Source organism: Bdellovibrio sp. HCB274, from assembly GCF_047306075.1.
In the GTDB taxonomy this organism is placed as follows: domain Bacteria; phylum Bdellovibrionota; class Bdellovibrionia; order Bdellovibrionales; family Bdellovibrionaceae; genus Bdellovibrio.
Window position 1 is genome coordinate 3,254,001 of the sequence record NZ_CP178623.1, and the last position, 19,909, is coordinate 3,273,909.

Here is a 19,909-nt window from a genome sequence, read left to right on the forward strand (position 1 = left end):
ATTAAGCGTTGATCAGGATTTGCTGAAGCATGCGAACTGTATTGTTGAAATTAGTCGGATCCTCGACTCTTTGTTTTAAGAAGTCATTCACCTGATCAATAATCTTCACCGCTTTATCGATCTTGGGATTGGAACCTGGCTTATAAGCACCAATGTTAATCAAATCTTCGGCGTCTTTATAAACTGCCAGAGTCTCTTTCAACTTTTGCGCAAGTCGCACGTGTTCAGAGGAGGAAACCGCCTTCATAACACGCGAGGCACTTTGCATGATATCAATCGCCGGATAGTGACCACGGGCCGCCAGGGCACGTGAAAGCACGATATGTCCGTCCACGATGGAACGAACGGAATCCCCGATCGGATCATTCATGTCATCACCCTCTACGAGAGTGGTATAAAAACCTGTAATACTGCCTTCGCCTTCAAAGTTGCCGGCGCGCTCCAGCAGTTTTGGCAGAGTGGCAAATACGGACGGCGTGTAACCTTTTTGCGAAGGCGGCTCGCCCGTCGACAAACCGATTTCACGTTGAGCCATGGCAAAACGTGTGACCGAATCCATCATCAAAAGAACATTCTTACCCTGCGCACTGAAGTACTCTGCCATTGCTGTTGCCACATAGGCACCACGCATACGCAAAAGAGGAGACTGGTCACTCGTCACGCAAACTACCACGGAACGAGCCATACCCTCAGGACCCAAATCATGTTCGATAAACTCACGCACCTCACGACCACGTTCACCGATCATGGCGATCACGTTGACGTCGGCGCTGGTGTTACGGGCCATCATACCCAATAGAACGGACTTACCCACACCCGAACCCGCCATAATAGCGACACGCTGACCCTGACCTGCGGTTAATGCGCCGTTAATGGCGCGAATACCGACATCCAGGGGCTCACGGATAGGCTGTCTGTCCAAGGGATTGCGAATTTCACTGTACAAAGGAACTTCCCGGAAGTTTTCGATTTCGCCTTTGTTATCCAAAGGACGACCCAAACCATCCACCACGCGGCCCAATAGCTCATCGCCGGCGCGAACCGTGGCAATCTGACGGGAAAGAATAATCTTGGAACCTAAAGCGACGCCTCTCATATCATTGAGGGCCATCATCAACACGTGCTTGTCTTTGAAACCCACCACTTCCGCCAGGAAGGAGCGCTCAAGACCCGTGGGAATGATCTGCACGACACTGCCGACACTTGCGCCCGGCAGATATCCCTTGATCAGCATCCCGTTCACTTCCGTCACTTTGCCGCTATCGCGGGTCAAATGGATGGAGTTGACCAGGTCGGAATATTTATCCAGATCAAGAGACATTTCACTCATTAACTTGCAACCTTATCTTTAACTTTTGGCATGTTCTCGGAAAGAACGGACCACAATTGCTCCAGGCGCTGCTCCACGCGGGCATCAACTTCACCGTAGTTTGTTTCCACGATACAGCCACCTGCCATGATTTCAGTGCTTGGCTCGAAACGGATCTTTTTAGTGAATTCAAGATCACGACCGGTTTCTTTTTTAAGCTCTTCCAAAAACTCAAACTGTTCCTGAGAGACATGGACGGTGATTTGTTCTTCGTCCTGCGCCAGACTGACAGCGTCTCTTAGAATTTGCACCATGGCTTCATTGTTCGTGGAAAGCTCCGCCTTGGCCAGACGACCTGCCATTTTGTAAGCCAGTGTCACCAGATGATTTTCATTGAAGGCCGCGAGCTCTTTTTTCAACTCTTTCACACCCAATAACAATTCATCCAAACCCTGCATGCGGGCCGCGATATCTTCAGATACTTTTTCAAAAGCTTCCCGGCGACCTTCTTCAAGTCCCAGATTGTAAGCTTCCTGATAGGCCTGCTCCTGGATTTCTTTAAGTTTATCCAAAGCAGCGGCTTCGATTTTTTCCTGCTCGTCCACTTTTTCAACCTGATCGACGCCCGTTTGAATACGGATGGCATCGTTCATGCGAAAATCAGAACCACGTTTCTTTTGAGTCAAATAGTCCATGGCCTGAGAGGGAGTGCCCAGTTCAAACTTAACGGGCACGAACTCCAGAACAGTCTTTTCCGCCACGTCCTTTTTAAGGACCGCTTTAGTGTGAGCCCCAGGGCCCTGCTTGCCGCTACTAGACCATTGCATCTTCTGAACCGCCTCTTGCAATCAGGATTTTGCCTTCCGCCTCTAGGCGGCGAGCTGCATTGACGATCTCCTGCTGAGCAGATTCGACGTCGGACAAACGGGAAGGTCCCATGTTCGACAAATCTTCGCGTAACATCTCGGCCGCACGAGCGGAGATATTTTTGAAGATTTTGACACGAATCTCTTCGCTGGAAGTTTTGAGTGCCAACAGAAGCTTGTCGTTCGGTACTTCTTTGAGAAGTGCCTGAATACCACGGTCGTCGATCTTGATGATGTCGTCGAAGACAAACATAAGTTTGCGGATCTCTTCGGCAAGAAGAGGATCTTTCTCCTCCAAACGGGACATGATCGCTGTTTCCGTGTTTTTGTCCATAACGTTGAGCATTTCCGCCACCGGCTGAACCCCGCCCAATGCGGCTTGCTCCACGGTTGCAGTATTGGACAATTGATTTTTCAATACGCGGTCGATCTCGGCAATAAGCTCAGGATCGACGTGCTCCAGATTCGCCATACGCAGAACAACCTCGGCCTGCAATGCTTCTGGCAGACGTTTTAGAACCTCACCTTTTTTCTCCGGCTCCAAGTGAGCCAGGATCACCGCAACTGTCTGCGGATGCTCATTCACCAGGAACGTTGCCAATGACTTGGCATCAACCATTTCCAGGGATTCCAATGAGCGCGAGCCACCTGTCGTGATATTCAAACCACCCAGGATGCCACGGGCACGTTCTTCACCCAATGCATCCACGATAGTTTCCTTCGCAGAGATGGATTCAGAGAAGATATAGTCTTCAGTTTCAGAAATCATTTCATAGAACTCTTCCAGCACACGCTTTGTCACGTGAACCGGAACGACACGCAATTTGCTCATCTGATTGATCAGCTTGCGAATGTCAGCATCGTCCATACGACGCAAAAGGACCTTCACCGCATCCTTACCAAGGTAATTGATAAGAATCGCCGCCTTGTCGAAACCTTTGAGCTGTTCGTACTCAATATGTTCGGCTTTATGCAGTTTCATTACGGATCCTTCCTAACCAACCACATGCCGAAGGCATTGGCCGCTTTTTCCTCATCACGGCCCATCGTGGCCATGATACGGTCTTTCAACAATTCAGATTCAGCCTTCTCAGGGTCAATGGATTCCTGCAGAACAGGAAGGGCCGTTGACATACCCGGAAGCGTGTTATCCACGGATTGCAGTTCTTCAAGTTCCTCGATAGTTCTTGGCAACATCTCCTCCACAGAATCCTGGAAGCTGTCAGTGATCCATTGCATGAACGGACGAACCACGATGAAGAAGAACAGAGCCAGAGAGAAACCAAGCAGTGCCCATTTGAACAAAGCATGGATCAACTTCTTACGCTCAAGCGTCGTCAGGATCTTCTCAGCTTCAGAAAAGTCTTCAGGCTGGAACTGAATGGATTCAACTTTAACCGAGTCACCACGTGCAGCATTGAAACCAATCGCACCCTTGATCAGGTCTTCGTATTTTTTAACTTCTTCCGGAGAACGCGGCTGCCATTTGCTTTCCGTCGTACCGTCAGCATTTTTCGTCGTCACATGAACACCGTCAACCACAACGGCGACGCTTAGACGCTCAAGATTCCCGGCAGCTTCGCGAATATTACGAACTGTTTTAGGAACCTCATAGTTGATTGTCTTAAGTTCTTTTTTTACATCTTGTTTGAAACCAACCTGGCCGGCATTGTCCTCTGCACCAGGAATGTTGGAACGGGAACCCGGAACACCTGCTGGATTGGTACGAGCCCCATCCAGGGATTCCTCTTCAGATTGCTGGGAGCGGATCGCTGTTTTATCCGGATCCACAAGTTCTTCCACAGAAGAGATCACACGGTGATTTAGTGTCGCATCCACTTTTGCCACAACTTTGGCGTGACCCACCACTTTGGAAAGGATGTCTTCGATACGATCCTCGAAATCACCTTCCACTTTGGCTTTCAGGTCCAACAATTCATTGGAGCCGCCAGTTGTACCGTCAGCAGCACGGGTCAATACTTTACCGCGCTCGTCCAGAACTGCGACTTTGTCTGCATCCATGCCTTCAACGGCATTAGCCACCAGATAACGGATACCACGAACTTGTTCCTGGGAAAGTTCTTTACCCTGGTGAAGTTCAACCACCACGGACGCAGAAGGTGAACCACCTTCTTCCAGGAATGTTTTCTTATTTGGAAGAGCCAGAATAACTTTGGATTGTTTTACCGCTGTCAGAGTGTTGATGGCTCTCATCAACTCCCCTTGCAGGGCTCTTTGGTAATTGATTTTTTGTGCGTACGAGTTTACGCCGAAATCCTGCTTATCGAAAAGTTCCAGACCGATCGAGCCCATTTTGGGAGAACCGATTTCCGCCATCAATGTCATTTGTGTTGAGTGCAGAAGCTCTTTTGGGATTGCTACAGTTTTACCGCCGTCACGCAACTGGAACGGAATATTTTTCTCGTTCAATTTGGCAACGATTGTGGAAACCTGCTCAGTTGGAATGTTTGTGAAAAGAGGAACATAGTCCTTACCGGACGCCATGAACATCATCGTCAATAAAGCCACTACCGCAATTAAAGTAACGGCAATAACTGAAAGTCTTTTGGTTGGACCCAGATTTTTAAAGAACTCACGAAACTGGACAACCAATCCACCAAAAATTTTGTTCAAAGAATCCCTCCGGTCTTACACTTTGGCTCCGCCAAAGCACGCGATCTAACGAATCATGTATCAGAAAAAATAAACTAAAACTAAACCTGCATTTTCATGACTTCTTGGTACGCATCAATGATCTTGTTACGTACTTGAACCATGACTCGCAAAGCGATGTCGGCTTTTTCGGAGGCGATCATCGCGCCCGCGACATCATCCGTTTTTCCAGTGGCGATGTTTTGCGCAAACTTGTCTGAAGTTTTTTGCAATTCATTCACGGAACTTACGGCATCCTTCAGGGTATCAGCGAAGCTTTTGCCAGATTCAGATGTTGAATTCAGTGGTGTTGTTGCACCCGAGATGGACAGTGATTTGGAATCACGCAGATTTCCCGTCTCGAGGAACCTGTTTGCATTTGATACTGTAAAACCCTCCATGGCTTCACTTCTCCTTGTACTCAGTACTCTCTAAAAATTGTATTCTATACGTTCAAAAAATTCCTGCTTTTTTAACCTAGTCTAGGAACTATCTTCCTATTTCCAAAGCACTCATGGCCATATCTTTTGACGCCTGCATCGCCGATACATTGGCCTCGTAAGAACGCGACGATTGTATCATATTGGTCATTTCTTCCATGAGATTGATATTGGGATAAGCGACGTAACCCTCTGGATTTGCATCAGGATGATCCGGCTCGTATTTCAATAAGGGAGCCTTGCGATCCGAGATGATATCTGTGACCTGGACCCGTTGCATATTTCCCATAGGGTCTGTGCCTGTCACGATTTCGCCAAAATTCTTGGCGTCGGGCATGCTTTCAAAAACGACGTCTTTACGTCGATAGGGGCCGCCCTCAGGGGTCTGGGTCGTATTGATATTGGCGATGTTGCTGGCAATGGTATTCATACGCATTCTTTGCGCTGCCATACCGCTGCTACTAATTCTCATACCTGTTAAAAAATCAGCCATGTTTTACTCCTGAACATCCTGTTCTGGATTAACAATTTACAAAAAAATCTAGCGGCCTTCTGACGCCGCGTACTTCAAAGCTGCCATCTTTTTATTGATCAGCTGAAGTGCGGTTTTGTACATGATGGCGTTTTCCGAAAGCGCCGACATTTCTTTTTCCAGATCCACAGTGTTGCCGTCATTATTGACTGCACCCTCTGGATTTTCGTAAATGTCCGGGCGGGTCTTAGCCACTGAAACCCCACCCAGTGAAAAGTGATCACCGCTGGTCGAGCTCAAAGCATTCATGCCATCCATGTTCATAGAACGGGACAACGCCTCTTCAAAATCCAACTTCTTGGCGTGATACCCTGGGGTCTCCGCATTGGCGATGTTAGAGGAGGTTATGTTGTTACGAAGCTGCCTCATACGCATGGACGTAGCGAGGCCGTTTATCGTTTTATCGAAAATATCACCACTCATGCGACACCTTCTTCCCTGTACTCGTTGAGTTTGTTTCTCAAGGTTCTGATACTGATTCCAAGCATTTGCGCCGCACGCGTGCGGTTCTGTGCCGTCAGCTCAAGGGTCTGAAGAATCAGACGCTTCTCGACAGCAGAAAGGGACATTCCCGGTGCAAAATCTGCAGCCGTTTCGTCCTTTACCGATTCAAATTGAATAGATTGCATCTCAATGATCTGGCCCTTGGTCAAAACCACGGCACGCTCGATCACGTTTTCAAGCTCACGGATATTTCCAGGCCAGTTCCAGGAATTCAAACGGGCATAGGCATCCACAGAAAAGCTTAGACCACTACGGCCATGCATGATCTGAGTTACTTCCAGAATAAAGCTCACAATGCCCTGAAAGTCATGGGTGCGATCTTCCAGGCGTGGAACTTCAAGATGAATCACCGCAATTTTATAAAACAAATCCTGACGGAATTGTTCCTGCTTTACCATCGCACGCAAATCGCGGCGGGACGTGGAAATGAAACGCGGGCGAGTGCCATCGTTGCGCTCTGCCAGTTTCATAAGTTCCGCCTGCACATGTGATGAAGCGCAATCCAGATCTTCAATCAACAAAGTGCCGCCATCGACTTTATCAAAATTAAAGCCACCAGCGTTTTTGCATTCAAGCACCTGCAATTTATTAGCACGGCTTTTTGAGTAGATATATCGAGCCAGGCTGGTCTTACCCACACCGGCTTCACCCACAACCAGAAGACTTGCCTGCGTAGCTGCCAGCTGCAAACCCAGTTGTTTTGCTTCGTTCATTTTTCTGTCTTCGATGTTTAAAGCATCAAAATCAAAATACGACATCTTTGTCCCTACTCCTACTTGCTATCCTGCTGTTCCGCTGCCATCGCGGGAATTCTTTGAATATACTTTTTATAACCGTCTCGCCATTCGGAGTTCTTTAGCTGCTCCTGCGCAAGGTTCTTCCAGAATCCACTTTTTTGCCCCTTGAATTCGTTCCAAACTTCTGCTGCTTTTTGAACATCACCGCGATTAAAGAAAATTTGTCCCAACTTATAGCGAATCGAAGAAAGCGGGCGCTTGTCCTCGTACTGCTCCAAAAGATTTCCGTAAGCGGAAATCGCTTTGTCTTTTTGATTGGATTCAAGATACGTATTGCCCATCATTTCCAAAGCCTTCGCATGCACGACCGGGGAAACTTTTTTGGAATCCACCATCAACTTGTCGATCATGTTCAGGGCTTGAAGGGCCTCTTCTTTTTTACCCTGTTTCAACTGCAGTTCCGCAAGTCTCAGGTAAGGTTCTGCCACCAATTCCGGCTGGCCTTTCCAGGTTCTTAGCAACTCGCCCAAATAGCGAATGGCTGAATCCGTGTCCCCGCGTCTTTCCAAAAGACGAACAGCCACGCCCACGCGTTCAATCTGTTCCTTCTCTGTCAACTTCTCTGGATTCTTGATGTTCTTTAGATACTCATACGCCTGGTTGTATTTTTGATCCGCTTCAGAAACCGCAGACAAGCGCAAGTTCAGCTCTTCAACTGAAGGCACCTGCTCTTTAACGTTGATTTCTTTTGCTTCCGGAGTTCCGGCCATGGCGTAAACGCGGTTCAATACATCTTTATAGTATTTCGCTGACTCCGTCGGAGTTCCTGCCATTTCAAAGGCACGACCCACGTTGTACTTCGTATCCAGACGGTGGGAATTTTTCAGCCAGTTGTCAGAATATTCACTGTGCGTTTTCAAAGCGCCAATGAAATCACCTTTTTCAACCTGACCATCCAGCTTAGCGTTGATGTTGCTGATGATACGGCCCGTGATCAAAGGAACATCCACTGTTCCTGGATGCTCTTGATAGTATTTCGATAGCAGGTTGATGGACTTGTCGAATTCATCACGCTGGGAGTAACCGTCCGCCACCATCACAGTTGCGAACTGTTCCATGTTTGGCAAATCCACTTTCTTTGCCAGCTCCATGATTTCTTTCACTGCATTTGCAGTTTCTTTCGGCTTCATACCTTTCATGCGCGCACTTAACAGACGCAAACGCGCAATCACCGCACTTGGAGTTTCACCATAGCGGAAATAAGTTTCAAGATACGCGCCCATGACGCGGGACTTGTCAGCACCCAGAATGTCCAGCAATTCCCCAAGACGAGTCATCGCATAAGGAGCATGATCACTGGAAGGAAACTTCTTAACGAATTCACGGTACATATCCAAACTTTGTGGATACTGCTTCAAACCGAACATGGATTCAGCCTGATTATAGAATGCGCTTGGATAGGCACTTTGACCTTCCGGATATTTCTTAAGCGCGTTCTTATATTCATCAATGGATTTCGCATAGTTTTTAGCGCGCACCCAAACGTCGCCGCGACGGAAAGCCGCTTCGATTTTCAAATCACGATTGGTGGAGCTCTTTTCGATCTCATTGAACTGTGCAATCGCATCGTCCCACTTGCTGATACGGGAATATGCCAAACCCATTCCCATACGCGCCAGGTCTTTGGAGATGGATTCCTTGCCACCGAAGTTTTTATTTTCGATGTGCTCATTGAAAAGACGCAAAGCCGCCAGGTTGTCACCGCGGTCAAGCGTCAGATAACCGATTTTCAACGAAGTTCTTTCAGCCAATGGAGATTTTGGATATTTCTCGATGGCTTCTTTGTACTTTTGAATCGCTTCATCAAAATATTCGATTTTGCCGCTGCTGTTGTACAAAGCCAGATTCACATCGCCCGTCATGAAATCAACGATTTCGTTGTATTCAGATTTTGGATACTTATCGCGAAACCAATCGCGTGTTTTCAGGAACACGCCGTAACGTTCTTTTTCAAACAACGTCAAAAGCAGGCGAGCCTGTTTATTTTCATCGGTAGGTTTTGGTGTGATCTCGTAGATCGTCGGAGTCACCTTTAGCTTTTCCCACTGAGTGACCGGAGTTTCCAGCATCGGGAAACTGATATAATAGTTATCTTTGGCGCGGATGATCGAATCTTCCTTAATATCATAAGGTTTGATGGAGAAGCGCTCGTAATGAGGGTCACCACCATCAAAGATACCGGCTTGGATTTGTTCTGCCTGCGCCACCACTGGGCCTGCGTTATTAATTGCCAACGCATCGGAAGTTGCAGGTTTACGACCACCAGTTTTTGATTTATCAGCTGTTTTTACAGCCTTAGCGCTATCTTCTTTGGCTACTGGTTCTGCTTTTTTGGCAGGAAGTTTCTTGGCCGCCTTCACCATGTTTGGATTCAAATAAAAATCCATGATCAAACGTGAAGGTTGATCTGTCAGATAATCAAATGTTTCGATGTTTTCACCAGAAAGAGTGAAGGAAACCACGGACTTGCCATCAGCACCTTGTGCGTCGACAGAAACTTTCGTAACCATATCACTTTTGAAAGAGTTCAAGGATTTGATGGTAGATTCATCAAGAGCAGGCACAGTCATACGGACGATGGTCTGACCTTTGTCATCCACACGTTTCACGTCGTAGTCCCAATTTTGCTGTCCCAACAGCTCCAGGTGCACTGTATCGCCCTGGAAGTTGATGAAGCCATTGACTTTGTTATTTGCTGCGTTGGCGACTAGACCAAAGCAGAGGCATCCTGCCAAAATTACGTTGCGCAAAGTGTTCACTCCTAGAACCCCTTTTCCCCTGCGTTGTGCTTTTGCACATACGATGCCAGCCTTGCAAACGTCTATTGGCAAATATGTTCAAGATGGGCAAAATGTTTCATAGAATTATTGTCAGGCCTGACAAAGCAATGACAGCGACTTAGGTCTGGATTGAATTTGTATGACTGAATTTTCCCTTAGAAGATTCCGATAGATAGGCGATATGAGAAACCACTTCAAATACATCATCATGAGTTTACTTCTTAGCAGTTGCGTATCTGTGGAACTACCTAGCGGCAAATCAAAACCCGCTAAAAACGTGGAGTTCTCTGAACCGGCAAAGCCGTTTGATTCCATCAAATCAAAAAGTGCCGATCGTGCGTGGCAAAGTTCCAAAACTGGAAACACGATCTCCTATCTTTCTGAGTGCGGAAACACTTCGGACCCAAGTCTGCAAACTTTGGAAACAGAATCCCTCAGCGCTATCAACAAATTGGAAGTTCTGAAAACAGAAACGGCTCAGTTTAATGGTCGTGAGTCCCGCCAAACCATCTCAGCAGGCACGATTGACGGTGTACCCGTGGCGTTGGCCCTGGTGGTTTTTAAAAAGAACGGCTGCAACTATACGTTGAGCTACGGTGGCGTCGAAAAACAGTTCAACTCTGAACTTCCGATCTTTGAAAAATTCAAAGCGGATTTCAAGGCTCCATAGAATGCATCAGGCACTTATCCCCTTAACTAATTTCACGATCGAGATCTTCCACTTTCTGGGTGGCATTGGTCTTTTAAGTCGCGACATCTGGCGCGAGCTTGTGGGATCGAAAATTTACTGGCGCTTGCTGGGCGAGCAAATTTACCAGGTCGGTATCCGCTCGGCTCCCCTGATCGTCGTAACTGCGGTTACAATCGGTGCCGTGATGTCTTTGCAATTTGGTTTGGGCCTGGAAAAATTCGGCGGGAAAATGTACGTGCCAAAACTTTTGGCGGTCACCATCCTTCGTGAAATGGGTCCGATGTTTACCAGCCTTATGCTGGCAGCCCGCGTGGGTGCTGGTATTGCCAGTGAAATTGGTTCTATGGTTGTAACCCAGCAAGTGGATGCAATCCGTGCTTTGGGCACCTCCCCGATTCGCAAAATCGTAATTCCCCGTGTACTGGCCTGCCTGATCACATTGCCAATCCTGTGTGCGGTGACGAATGTCGTGGCTAACGCCGGTGGTTTGTTCATTGGTGCGGTGGAATTAAAATTGGATCCGGGATTTTATCTATTAAAAGTTCTTTCGACGTCTTCCCTGGGCGATTACCTTTCTGGATTCGGTAAGACTTTCTTCTTCTCTTTATTTATATCCATTCCGGCTTGTTATTTTGGATTGAATGTAAAAAACGGAACCAAGGAAGTCGGTATCGCCACAACGAAAGCTGTTGTGGTTTCCTCTATCCTGATTCTGATTGGTGACTTTTTCCTGTCAAAACTATTCTGGATTGTGGAGAAATTCCTATGAATCAAAAACCACAGGCCTTTATTGAAGTCGTCGACTTTCACAAATCCTTTGACGATAAAAAAGTCCACCAGGGTGTCAGCTTCTATGTTCGCAAAGGCGAATGCCTGGGACTTATCGGTGGATCCGGCACCGGAAAATCTGTTCTGTTGCGCACCTTAGTGGGTTTGGAAAAACCCGACAAGGGCCAGGTGATCGTGGATGGCGTTGAAATCGGCGGCATGCGTGAATCAGAACTTGTCGAGATTCGCAAAAAAGTAGCCTATGCCTTTCAAGGCGGAGCGCTGTTTGACTCGATGACTGTGTATGAAAACTTAGCCTACCCGTTACGCGAGCACTTTAAATTCACTGAAAAAGAAGTTGAAGCGCAAATCAAAGCACAACTGGAAGAGTTCGGTTTGGCTCCGGGAACTGAAAAGCTATATCCGGGCAGTCTTTCCGGGGGCATGCAAAAACGCGTGGGCCTGGCCCGTGCGATGATGATCCATCCTCAGGTGGTTTTGTATGACGAACCGACGGCGGGCCTGGATCCTTATAATACCAAGAAAATCCAGGAATCTATTTTGAAACTAAAAGCCAAAGGGATGACTTCCATTTTGGTCACTCACGATATGCCAACAGTTTATGCGGTTTGCGATAAGGTCGCACTACTGCAAAACGGTCGCATCAGTGAGCAATACACTATCGATACATTGAAAAAAGAGCCGAGTGGCGCCATGACAGAATTTATCAACGGAGAAAGCGCGTAATGGAATCTTCAAACAGCACACAAGTAAAAGTGGGAATCTTTCTTGCCATCGGTATTGTGATAATTCTGGGCTCGATCTTTTTCATTGGCGGCGAAAAGTCCATCTTCAAATCCTACGTGAATTTGCACGCGCATTTTGATCAGGTTCAGGGCCTGGCAGAGGGCAGCGTTGTCTCTTTGTCTGGGGTGACTATCGGTAACGTGCAAAAAATCAATTTTCTTTCAGAGAAAAACGCTTTGGATGTGGTGATGAGAGTCGACAAAGACTTTACCTCCCGCATTCGCGAAGGCTCCCAGGTGGAAATCCGCACGCAAGGTGCTTTGGGTGACAAGTTCGTCTTTATTATTCCAGGTGATCCACGCAATCCGGAAATCAAGGACGGCGATATTCTGGAAGTGGCAAAGCCAACAGATTTGATTGGTGTGATTTCTGAGCGCGGTGGCGAAGCCGGAAAGCTGTTTGATGTGATTAACGAGATGTACAAAATCACTAAATCCATGAATGACGGCAACCGCCTGGGCAAGATCATGGAAAACTTTGAATCCACCTCCAAGAATCTAAGCAAGGTCAGCGGTGAAGCTTCCAATATGATGACAAAGCTGAACGAAGGCAACAGCGGTGAGAAGCTGAAGAACACCATCAACCGTCTGGATGCTATCGTTGCGAAAGTGGATCGCGGCGAAGGCACACTGGGTGCCCTGATCAACGATCCCAGCATCCACAATCAGCTAAAGGCCCTTCTGGGCGGCACTCAACGTAAAAACAACGTGAAAAACCTCCTGCGCACTTCGATCGAAAAAGAAGAATAGTCAGTAACCTCGATCTGGTTTCCACCAGATCCGGGGTCTCCAGATTGCATTTCTGTCTCCTGTCGTACACTACAAGTGGTCAGGAGGAATTTATGCCAGTTAGGCCTGAAAAGAACAGCGTAGGCTGTCAGTCTGTCTTAAAATTAGACAGTGGCCTGCGTCTGCTTATGGCAGTCATTATCCCCCTGGTTACGGCAGCGCCCGTCCAAGCCCAGATTATGGAGTGTGGGAAGGTGTTTTCAGCCCTTCAGCTAAAAGCCCCTCATTTCGATATCGCCATGGACCGTGCCCTGACTCAATCCGTAAGGGAGTTCAGCGACTACGACGGTCTGTCTGTTAAGGATCTTCAGTATCTAGTGGAGAAGGTTTACCGCGAAGAAGAAGGCCGCCGGTACCGCATTTCTGACTATTGGAAACTGACCTCTCACGAAAGAACAACCAAGGATCTTGCCCGCATGGTCGGCGAACGCGCCACTCACGTGGGCTTGCTGACTTACTTCCGTGAAAATGGTTTGCTGATCGATCAATCAAAAATCGTTTCCATGATCAGAACACTGAATCGCGCATCTTTGACTAACTATGTTTCTGCGGGCTCAGGCGCCATTGGTCTGTTCGCCGGCCGCATGCCGATCGTGTTGCCTGATACATACATGAAAATAGCCACCGAGGACATGACTGTGTTGTTGTTGCGCGGGCTTGATTCCAAAGAGGGCCGCGAAATTCAAAAGAAGTATCACGCGAAACAAGAGCTTCACCGTGCCTATGAGCATATCAACCGCAATTACACTCGTGTAGCACTGGCGGTTGTCTTTGCTGTTTTATGGGACAAGGGTGAGGACTTCTTTAAGGAAAAGCATGACGATCTTTTGGGAGATCTTTGGAAAAGAGTTCTTTCAGAAGTTCCGGGACAGAAAGGAAAATCATAATGAAAAATATCATTTTCATTTTTGCATTTCTATTCTTAGCGGCTTGTCAGGATGGTGGTTTTGATTCCGCCCGAACCCAAGGTGCCGCGAATTCAAAAAATTCCGCTGGCAAATCCGGCTCTGGGACTAATTTGAATAACACCATTATCGGTGGCGAAAATGTGGAACCCGGCAGTGACATCTCCCGCACGGTTCTATCGTTTAAGTCTTTGGAAAAACCATTGGATTCCCAGGCAGGTCGCCAGGAAGTCGCCATCAAACAATGTACGGCAGCGGCCCTCACCCGCCGTGTGGTATTAACTGCTGCTCACTGTATCAACGCTGACAATCAAAGTTACGTCGAGATTCACTCCGGAGTGACTGTTGCGACAATCCCCGTTGCAAAAAGCATCACGCTGGACGAATACGCTTCCGATCCAACGGCAGATTTGGCATTGGCACTTTTGGCAGAGGATCTTCCGGAAAACACCATCACCGTTTCTATTCCAAGTCCTGAAATGAAAGTGGAACTTTCCACGTTAGACTTGATCGCTGCCGGCTATGGTAAGAACACCGACGTGGTGGCAGATGCGGCACCTGGTTCTGGATTGAAAGAAGGCTTGGGCGTATTAAGAGTCGTCATTATGAAAATTTCCCAGTACGAGTTTACTGAAACCCGATTCCTGGTGGATCAGTCTTCCGGAAAAGGTTTTTGTCAGGGAGACTCGGGCGGTCCGGCATTCTTTGCTCACAACTCAAAGTTTTATGTGATGGGTGTGGCCAGCAAAACGATTGCTCCCGAAGGTCAGACAGAAACAGCTTCAGGGCACTGCAGTTTCCGTGGGGCTTACGTGAATTTGCTGAAGTTTAAACCGTGGATTGAAACCACCACTCAAAGACTTTCTCAGGAAATTGCATCTCTACAACCCGCTGCCACGGCAGAGCAAACCACTCCACCGCCGGCTGCTGCAAATTAGTCCTCGGAATCCGGCGCCAGTCTTTGAATCATTTCTTTGATCCCTGTTTGATCGTCCTGAGGAACCTCATGGCGATCCAGGGTGAACTTGATATAACGAACAAAGTTATTCTCAAATTTCTCGTTGATGGTGTTGCGGATTTGATCTTTCAAAAAGATCATCTGCTGCATCCAGGATGAGTTACGAACCCACACGTACAAAACGCCTCGTTGAAATCCCACCGGCTCTGCATTTTTTGCAATGGTAGGACCCACAACTTCTTCCCATTTCGCCCATAATTTCCAACGCATGAACTGTTCTGACAATGGCGACTTGCCATTTTCAAAAAGACTCTGTAGGACTTCGGATCCCAGAGTGAGCTTGCGCTTTTTATTTTTAGGGTGGTTTGGATCGTTTGAATTCATACTTTCCCGTAAGTTAGCAAAGGAATACCAAAAAGATGACCAATTTCACGCAAAATCAAAAAATTACTGTCGTTGGCGCGGGGCTCGCGGGCTCTGAGTGCGCATTGCAGCTTGCTGACATGGGTTATAAGGTCGTTCTTTTCGAAATGCGCGATAAAACCATGACACCGGCGCACAAAACCAACAAATTTGCGGAGCTTGTTTGCTCTAACTCCTTTGGGACATTGAATCCTGTTTCGGCTCCGGGCCAGTTAAAATGGGAAGCTGAGCTTTTAAATTCTCACATCCTAAAAATCGCCAAAGAATCGGCAGTTCCTGCAGGTCAGGCTCTGGGCATGGACCGCGAGGTGTTCTCTCAACTCGTCACTGAAAAAGTCAAAAGTCATCCGAACATTGAAATTCGCAATGATGTGATCAAGTCCTTAAACGATGTGCCTCGCCCGGCGGTTATCGCCACAGGCCCATTGACTCATGACGAATTGGCGGAAGATCTGCGCAAACATTTTGGAGATGAGTTCTTGTACTTCTTTGATGCGATCGCGCCGATCATTGACGCCGAGTCCATCAACACCGAGATCGCGTGGAAGGCAGATCGTTGGGGCAAAGGCACCAACGATTACTACAACTGCCCGATGAACAAAGAAGAATACAATAACTTCATTCAGGCAGTTACTGACGCCAAAAAAATTGAACCTAAAGATTTCGAAAAAACAGAATTCTTTGAGGGCTGCATGCCGATCGAAGTGATGGTTGATCGCGGTCCGCAGACTTTGCGTTTTGGTCCAATGAAGCCTATCGGCCTGGATGATCCTCGCACAAATCGCTATCCTTGGGCGGTGGTGCAACTTCGTCAGGACAACAAAGAGGGCACTGCCTACAACATGGTGGGCTTTCAGACGCGCATGGCTTACGCCGATCAGGTTCGCGTGTTCCGTATGATTCCTGGTTTGGAGAATGCGGAATTCCTAAAACTGGGCTCGATCCACAGAAATCTTTTTATCAACTCACCAAAAAGGCTGAACAAAGATCTTTCCTCTAAGAATGATCCTTGGTTGTTCTTTGCCGGACAAATCACCGGTGTCGAAGGTTACTTTGAATCCACGTGTGTGGGCTTGATGGTGTCTCGCTTTATCAATCAGAAATTGAAAGACGAAACCTTCAGTCCTCCGCCAAGAGCCTCTGCGTTTGGTTCGTTGCTTGAGGCCATCACGGATGAATCCCGTGCTGAGCACTTCCAGCCAACAAATATCAACTTTGCCCTCTTGCCTCCATTAGCTGAAAAAGAACGCGACAAAGAGATCCGTAAAAAGAAGCAGATCGAAATCGCCCAGGCTGCGATGCAGACTTGGAAATAAAAAAAGCCGAACCCACAAGGTTCGGCTTTTTAGTTTTTAAAATCAGAATCAGAATTATTTTTTACAGAACATGTCGGGCTTGATGTTCGTACCCGGCACGCACATATCGATCCACTGGTTTTTGTCGTTGGTTGAATAACCATGGAACCAAACCAATTCATCATTTTGGGATTTAAAGGAAACCTTGTGTGGCATCGCCAATGGAATTTCGCCATTCACCGTGAAGCACCAGCCATAAGCACGCATCAGCGTATCTGAAATCACCTCTACCGCATCCAAGCCCACAGGGGAATCATTGATGGAGCTGATGCCTTCTGCCACGCCCGTGTAGTTCACGTTATTGGAATCAAAAATCTGAATGGTGTTATCGCCCACGGATTTATTTAAATCCGCCATCGCTGTTCCCTGATAAAGAGGTGTTTCGGAACAAGAACCGATAACTTTCCAGGTGATGGCGTTTGCAGACAATGGAGCTAAAACGAAAAGAAGGGCAATCATGTTTTTCATGAGCCCTTCTTAGCTAATCTATATATAGGAGGCAAATTAAACGGTGACCTCAGTAGAAGTTTCCGTGCGCTTCAGCTTAAAATCCAATGTTGGGGCATCGACCATCGGTTTAAAGTGGCTGCGGCAACGAGCTTCGTAGGCCTCATGGGTTCCAACCTGAACCTGACCGTCCCCGCCTGCAGTTCTTTGGGTGCGACAAGCTGGTGCTCCGCAAACCACGCAGACTGCGTGTTGCTTCGTCACGTTTTCAGCGATCGCCATCAAAGTCGGCATCGGCTCAAACGGCTTTGCCTGCCAGTCCGTATCCAGTCCCGCAATGATCACGCGAAGACCACGATCGGCAAGATCTTGTGCCACCTGAACCAGATTCCCGGAAAAGAATTTGCCCTCATCGATACCAACGACTTTGGTTTCAGGCTTTAGGTGCTCCCAGATTTGTTCTGCGTCTTCCACCGGTTGGGAATCCATGGTGGTAAAGTTGTGAGAAGTCACAGCCATCTCGTTATAGCGTTTATCGATCACAGGTTTGAAAACCTGAACTTGCAGACGCGCGAACTCGGCACGACGCAAACGACGGATCAGCTCTTCAGTTTTCCCGCTAAACATAGAGCCAACAATCACTTCAATCCAACCACGGGTCACAATATACGAAAATTCAGACACGAAAAATCCCCTCAAAAGAACGCTGCCAAAGCATCGAATGGGCTTCAAAAAGTGTCAAATGATTGCATTGCATTAGGAAACTGAGGGATTGCCGCGTTGTTTTCCGCTCGCATCAAGGCCTTGCGGATACTGAATTTTTTTCTGAAACCCGGCCAAAAACGGCATTCTTTCACATTTAAAACCCGAAAATGGGTGCTTAATGCTTGCGCAAGCACTGCGCCATCAGGTACTCAGCCCGAACACTATGGGTAGGAATTTAAGATTTCGACAGAAATTAAACCAGTTCTTCGTTGCGAGTGGACTGGCAGCCATGACGTTCTTTATGAACGGTTGTGATGCCATTTACTGGAACGAACAGGAAAGTTTAGCCACTGTCCAAGGCCGCGGCGAGATCACAGTTCTGACCACCAGGAACCCTCTTATATATAGTAAGAATAATCGCGGCGAGATCAGCGGTATTGATTACGACCTGCTTCAAAACTTCGCCAAACATTACGGTCTAAAAGTTAAATACAAAGTCCTTAAAGATGAATCTGCAGTCTTACAGGCGCTTGCCCAGGGGCAAGGTGATGTGGCAGCAGCCCGCATCAGAACTCCTGAAAACCGCTCGGCCTTCCTGACCGGACCGGCTTACGAAGATACGGCCTTGAGTCTTTACTGCCAGCGCCGCTCCCAGATTCAAAATATTCAAGATCTAGCCGGAAAAACTGTCGGCATTCTACATAAAGACAACTACGCGGGCTTCTCGCAACGTCTGACTCAGCTTTCCCCCACCACGCAAATCCGCCTGGTTACAGCTCGCACTCAAGATCTGCTTTCACAATTGAACGATAAGAAAATGGACTGTGTGATCACTGAAAACGTTAGCGGCGATTTCTATGTGCGCTTCCATAAAAATATCGAAAAAATCACGACGATCACGGACGCTTATGCTCTAAGTTGGTTGCTGACCCCGGACAGTCAGGATTTAGCCCGCTTGATGCAGGCTTGGTATCAGTCAGCTTCACGCTCTGACAGCATCATGCGGATCATGGATCGCTACAAAAACACTTTGAACCAATTGGACAAAGCGGATATTTCGCGCTTCTTCCAAAACATCGAAGAAATTCTGCCGACATACCGTCAGGCGTTTAAGGATGCAGGTGTCGAGCACGGTCTTCCATGGCAATTGATCGCATCTGTTGCGTATCAGGAATCTCATTGGAATCCCGATGCTCGCAGCTTTACCGGTGTTCGTGGTTTGATGCAATTGACGACAGACACAGCTTTGCATGTCGGCATCAATGACCGTACGGATCCATTCCAAAGTATCTGGGGTGGCTCCAAGTATCTGCGCTATCTTTTAGATAAAATGCCACGATCCATGAACAAAAAAGATCGCCTGGCTATGGCACTTGCTGCGTACAACGTGGGATATGCCCACTTAAGAGACGCGCAAAAATTAGCAGAGAGCATGGGACGAGATCCTTACTCCTGGCGCCACATGAAAGAGATTTTGCCGCTTCTTGCTGATCCGGACTACACGGAAAAACTGGAATACGGTTACGCTCGCGGTTATGAAACTGTTGAATTCGTCGAGCGCGTAAAGTCTTTCTATAGCTTAATGTCTGCTGGCTAGATGTAACTCTTCAAAATCAAAAAACGTTGTTAATGTTTTTTGATGTCCATTGGAAACCTATTTCGCAAATTTATATATTTCACCGCTGTTCTTTCGACAGGATTGTTCGCAGGATTCACCGGATTTTTTGCGCTTTCCTTTGGCCGCTCGCTAAGGGAAATTCCCCCAGCAATATCGATGGAGTTTTTCCGTTTTGATAAAACGGCCTTCGACCGAAATGTTTTAGTTGTCTATTTCGTCATGGGTATTTCGATAGGCTGCTGGCTGTTCTTCTGGCGGCGCCGTTACCGAATGGTGGACTTCTATTTTATTTTGGGTTCGTTCCTGTGCATACTGCAGGAAGTATTTCTTTCGTATCTCGGTCACTACCGAATTAATACCATCTTTCGCAGCTTCTCGATGACCCACACGATCGGCAGTGATGTGTATGCTTTACGCGAGGAGTGGGCTTACTTTATGAACTTTCACTTTGCGACGAATCTCGTGGGCTTCATTCTGATTCTCGCGGCCCTTAAGCGCGCCACTTCGGGCCGTGAATCGCCCAATAAAAACTTCCTGGCAGCCACGCCCAAATAAAAAAACCCC

21 protein-coding genes are annotated in these 19,909 nt (G+C 47.5%); 9 read left to right on the forward strand and 12 right to left on the reverse strand.

The window, feature by feature from the left end:
• Position 1: 1 nt before the first annotated feature.
• From ACLWNV_RS15775 to ACLWNV_RS15815, 9 genes are all read right to left on the reverse strand, one after another.
• Positions 2-1,330 (reverse strand): FliI/YscN family ATPase, encoded by a 1,329-nt coding sequence (locus ACLWNV_RS15775; protein WP_413585399.1) that lies wholly within the window; start codon positions 1,328-1,330, stop codon positions 2-4.
• On the reverse strand, positions 1,330-2,136 hold the full coding sequence (locus tag ACLWNV_RS15780; RefSeq protein ID WP_413585401.1) for a FliH/SctL family protein: 807 nt from the start codon (positions 2,134-2,136) through the stop codon (positions 1,330-1,332). The genes ACLWNV_RS15775 and ACLWNV_RS15780 overlap by 1 nt, the downstream gene beginning before the upstream one ends.
• The gene (gene fliG, locus ACLWNV_RS15785) at positions 2,123-3,157 is read right to left on the reverse strand and encodes a flagellar motor switch protein FliG (protein ID WP_413585402.1); all 1,035 of its coding nucleotides are present in this window, start codon (positions 3,155-3,157) and stop codon (positions 2,123-2,125) included. Before fliG ends, ACLWNV_RS15780 begins: the two co-directional genes overlap by 14 nt.
• Positions 3,157-4,809, reverse strand: coding sequence for a flagellar basal-body MS-ring/collar protein FliF (gene fliF / locus ACLWNV_RS15790; RefSeq protein ID WP_413585403.1), 1,653 nt, complete (start codon positions 4,807-4,809; stop codon positions 3,157-3,159). The genes fliG and fliF overlap by 1 nt, the downstream gene beginning before the upstream one ends.
• An 80-nt stretch (positions 4,810-4,889) precedes the next feature.
• On the reverse strand, positions 4,890-5,228 hold the full coding sequence (gene fliE / locus ACLWNV_RS15795) for a flagellar hook-basal body complex protein FliE (protein ID WP_413575967.1): 339 nt from the start codon (positions 5,226-5,228) through the stop codon (positions 4,890-4,892).
• 88 nt (positions 5,229-5,316) lie between these two features.
• A complete protein-coding gene (flgC, locus tag ACLWNV_RS15800; protein WP_413575968.1) occupies positions 5,317-5,760 on the reverse strand; it encodes a flagellar basal body rod protein FlgC in 444 nt (147 codons plus the stop codon).
• Positions 5,761-5,808: 48 nt separating this feature from the next.
• Positions 5,809-6,222: a flagellar basal body rod protein FlgB gene (flgB, locus tag ACLWNV_RS15805; RefSeq protein WP_413585404.1), complete on the reverse strand. Its 414-nt coding sequence runs from the start codon at positions 6,220-6,222 to the stop codon at positions 5,809-5,811.
• The gene (locus tag ACLWNV_RS15810; RefSeq protein ID WP_413585405.1) at positions 6,219-7,061 is read right to left on the reverse strand and encodes a sigma 54-interacting transcriptional regulator; all 843 of its coding nucleotides are present in this window, start codon (positions 7,059-7,061) and stop codon (positions 6,219-6,221) included. The genes flgB and ACLWNV_RS15810 overlap by 4 nt, the downstream gene beginning before the upstream one ends.
• A 14-nt stretch (positions 7,062-7,075) precedes the next feature.
• Positions 7,076-9,859, reverse strand: a complete 2,784-nt coding sequence (locus ACLWNV_RS15815; protein WP_413585406.1) for a tetratricopeptide repeat protein — start codon at positions 9,857-9,859, stop codon at positions 7,076-7,078.
• Positions 9,860-10,061: 202 nt separating this feature from the next.
• Between ACLWNV_RS15815 and ACLWNV_RS15820 the strand changes: the two genes are divergently transcribed.
• From ACLWNV_RS15820 to ACLWNV_RS15845, 6 genes are all read left to right on the forward strand, one after another.
• The gene (locus tag ACLWNV_RS15820; protein WP_413585407.1) at positions 10,062-10,550 is read left to right on the forward strand and encodes a hypothetical protein; all 489 of its coding nucleotides are present in this window, start codon (positions 10,062-10,064) and stop codon (positions 10,548-10,550) included.
• A 1-nt stretch (position 10,551) separates the two neighbouring features.
• Positions 10,552-11,340, forward strand: a complete 789-nt coding sequence (locus tag ACLWNV_RS15825) for an MlaE family ABC transporter permease (RefSeq protein ID WP_413585408.1) — start codon at positions 10,552-10,554, stop codon at positions 11,338-11,340.
• Positions 11,337-12,086 carry an ABC transporter ATP-binding protein gene (locus tag ACLWNV_RS15830; RefSeq protein ID WP_413585409.1) on the forward strand — a complete coding sequence of 250 codons (750 nt, stop codon included), beginning with the start codon at positions 11,337-11,339 and terminating at the stop codon, positions 12,084-12,086. Before ACLWNV_RS15825 ends, ACLWNV_RS15830 begins: the two co-directional genes overlap by 4 nt.
• Positions 12,086-12,895: an MlaD family protein gene (locus tag ACLWNV_RS15835; protein ID WP_413585410.1), complete on the forward strand. Its 810-nt coding sequence runs from the start codon at positions 12,086-12,088 to the stop codon at positions 12,893-12,895. The genes ACLWNV_RS15830 and ACLWNV_RS15835 overlap by 1 nt, the downstream gene beginning before the upstream one ends.
• 92 nt (positions 12,896-12,987) lie before the next feature.
• Entirely contained in the window at positions 12,988-13,821 is an 834-nt protein-coding gene (locus tag ACLWNV_RS15840) for a hypothetical protein (protein WP_413585411.1), read from the forward strand.
• The gene (locus ACLWNV_RS15845) at positions 13,821-14,777 is read left to right on the forward strand and encodes a trypsin-like serine protease (RefSeq protein WP_413585412.1); all 957 of its coding nucleotides are present in this window, start codon (positions 13,821-13,823) and stop codon (positions 14,775-14,777) included. The genes ACLWNV_RS15840 and ACLWNV_RS15845 overlap by 1 nt, the downstream gene beginning before the upstream one ends.
• On the opposite strand, the gene ACLWNV_RS15850 is transcribed toward ACLWNV_RS15845, so the two are convergent.
• Complete coding sequence (locus tag ACLWNV_RS15850) at positions 14,774-15,181, reverse strand: DUF721 domain-containing protein (RefSeq protein WP_413585413.1); 408 nt, start codon at positions 15,179-15,181, stop codon at positions 14,774-14,776. The two genes, ACLWNV_RS15845 and ACLWNV_RS15850, sit on opposite strands and share 4 nt — an antisense overlap.
• A gap of 35 nt (positions 15,182-15,216) precedes the next feature.
• Between ACLWNV_RS15850 and trmFO the strand changes: the two genes are divergently transcribed.
• Entirely contained in the window at positions 15,217-16,536 is a 1,320-nt protein-coding gene (gene trmFO / locus ACLWNV_RS15855; RefSeq protein ID WP_413585414.1) for a methylenetetrahydrofolate--tRNA-(uracil(54)-C(5))-methyltransferase (FADH(2)-oxidizing) TrmFO, read from the forward strand.
• Positions 16,537-16,590: 54 nt separating this feature from the next.
• Here trmFO and ACLWNV_RS15860 read toward each other — a convergent pair whose 3' ends face one another.
• Together ACLWNV_RS15860 and ACLWNV_RS15865 are read right to left on the reverse strand one after the other, a co-directional pair.
• Complete coding sequence (locus ACLWNV_RS15860; protein WP_413585415.1) at positions 16,591-17,043, reverse strand: DUF4430 domain-containing protein; 453 nt, start codon at positions 17,041-17,043, stop codon at positions 16,591-16,593.
• 36 nt (positions 17,044-17,079) lie between these two features.
• Positions 17,080-17,706: a thymidine kinase gene (locus tag ACLWNV_RS15865; protein ID WP_413585416.1), complete on the reverse strand. Its 627-nt coding sequence runs from the start codon at positions 17,704-17,706 to the stop codon at positions 17,080-17,082.
• A gap of 199 nt (positions 17,707-17,905) precedes the next feature.
• Between ACLWNV_RS15865 and mltF the strand changes: the two genes are divergently transcribed.
• Positions 17,906-19,324 (forward strand): membrane-bound lytic murein transglycosylase MltF, encoded by a 1,419-nt coding sequence (mltF, locus tag ACLWNV_RS15870; protein WP_413585417.1) that lies wholly within the window; start codon positions 17,906-17,908, stop codon positions 19,322-19,324.
• Between the two features lie 42 nt (positions 19,325-19,366).
• A complete protein-coding gene (locus tag ACLWNV_RS15875) occupies positions 19,367-19,900 on the forward strand; it encodes a hypothetical protein (RefSeq protein WP_413585418.1) in 534 nt (177 codons plus the stop codon).
• Positions 19,901-19,909 lie beyond the last annotated feature (9 nt).

Excerpts from the sequence above, each read along its gene's own strand:
- ACLWNV_RS15775 (WP_413585399.1), bottom strand. The coding sequence starts at position 1,330 with ATGAGTGAAATGTCTCTTGATCTGGATAAATATTCCGACCTGGTCAAC.
- ACLWNV_RS15780 (WP_413585401.1), bottom strand. The coding sequence starts at position 2,136 with ATGCAATGGTCTAGTAGCGGCAAGCAGGGCCCTGGGGCTCACACTAAA.
- fliG (WP_413585402.1), bottom strand. The coding sequence starts at position 3,157 with ATGAAACTGCATAAAGCCGAACATATTGAGTACGAACAGCTCAAAGGT.
- fliE (WP_413575967.1), bottom strand. The coding sequence starts at position 5,228 with ATGGAGGGTTTTACAGTATCAAATGCAAACAGGTTCCTCGAGACGGGA.
- flgC (WP_413575968.1), bottom strand. The coding sequence starts at position 5,760 with ATGGCTGATTTTTTAACAGGTATGAGAATTAGTAGCAGCGGTATGGCA.
- flgB (WP_413585404.1), bottom strand. The coding sequence starts at position 6,222 with ATGAGTGGTGATATTTTCGATAAAACGATAAACGGCCTCGCTACGTCC.
- ACLWNV_RS15810 (WP_413585405.1), bottom strand. The coding sequence starts at position 7,061 with ATGTCGTATTTTGATTTTGATGCTTTAAACATCGAAGACAGAAAAATG.
- ACLWNV_RS15820 (WP_413585407.1), top strand. The coding sequence starts at position 10,062 with ATGAGAAACCACTTCAAATACATCATCATGAGTTTACTTCTTAGCAGT.
- ACLWNV_RS15825 (WP_413585408.1), top strand. The coding sequence starts at position 10,552 with ATGCATCAGGCACTTATCCCCTTAACTAATTTCACGATCGAGATCTTC.
- ACLWNV_RS15830 (WP_413585409.1), top strand. The coding sequence starts at position 11,337 with ATGAATCAAAAACCACAGGCCTTTATTGAAGTCGTCGACTTTCACAAA.
- ACLWNV_RS15835 (WP_413585410.1), top strand. The coding sequence starts at position 12,086 with ATGGAATCTTCAAACAGCACACAAGTAAAAGTGGGAATCTTTCTTGCC.
- ACLWNV_RS15840 (WP_413585411.1), top strand. The coding sequence starts at position 12,988 with ATGCCAGTTAGGCCTGAAAAGAACAGCGTAGGCTGTCAGTCTGTCTTA.
- ACLWNV_RS15845 (WP_413585412.1), top strand. The coding sequence starts at position 13,821 with ATGAAAAATATCATTTTCATTTTTGCATTTCTATTCTTAGCGGCTTGT.
- ACLWNV_RS15850 (WP_413585413.1), bottom strand. The coding sequence starts at position 15,181 with ATGAATTCAAACGATCCAAACCACCCTAAAAATAAAAAGCGCAAGCTC.
- trmFO (WP_413585414.1), top strand. The coding sequence starts at position 15,217 with ATGACCAATTTCACGCAAAATCAAAAAATTACTGTCGTTGGCGCGGGG.
- ACLWNV_RS15860 (WP_413585415.1), bottom strand. The coding sequence starts at position 17,043 with ATGAAAAACATGATTGCCCTTCTTTTCGTTTTAGCTCCATTGTCTGCA.
- mltF (WP_413585417.1), top strand. The coding sequence starts at position 17,906 with ATGCTTGCGCAAGCACTGCGCCATCAGGTACTCAGCCCGAACACTATG.
- ACLWNV_RS15875 (WP_413585418.1), top strand. The coding sequence starts at position 19,367 with ATGTCCATTGGAAACCTATTTCGCAAATTTATATATTTCACCGCTGTT.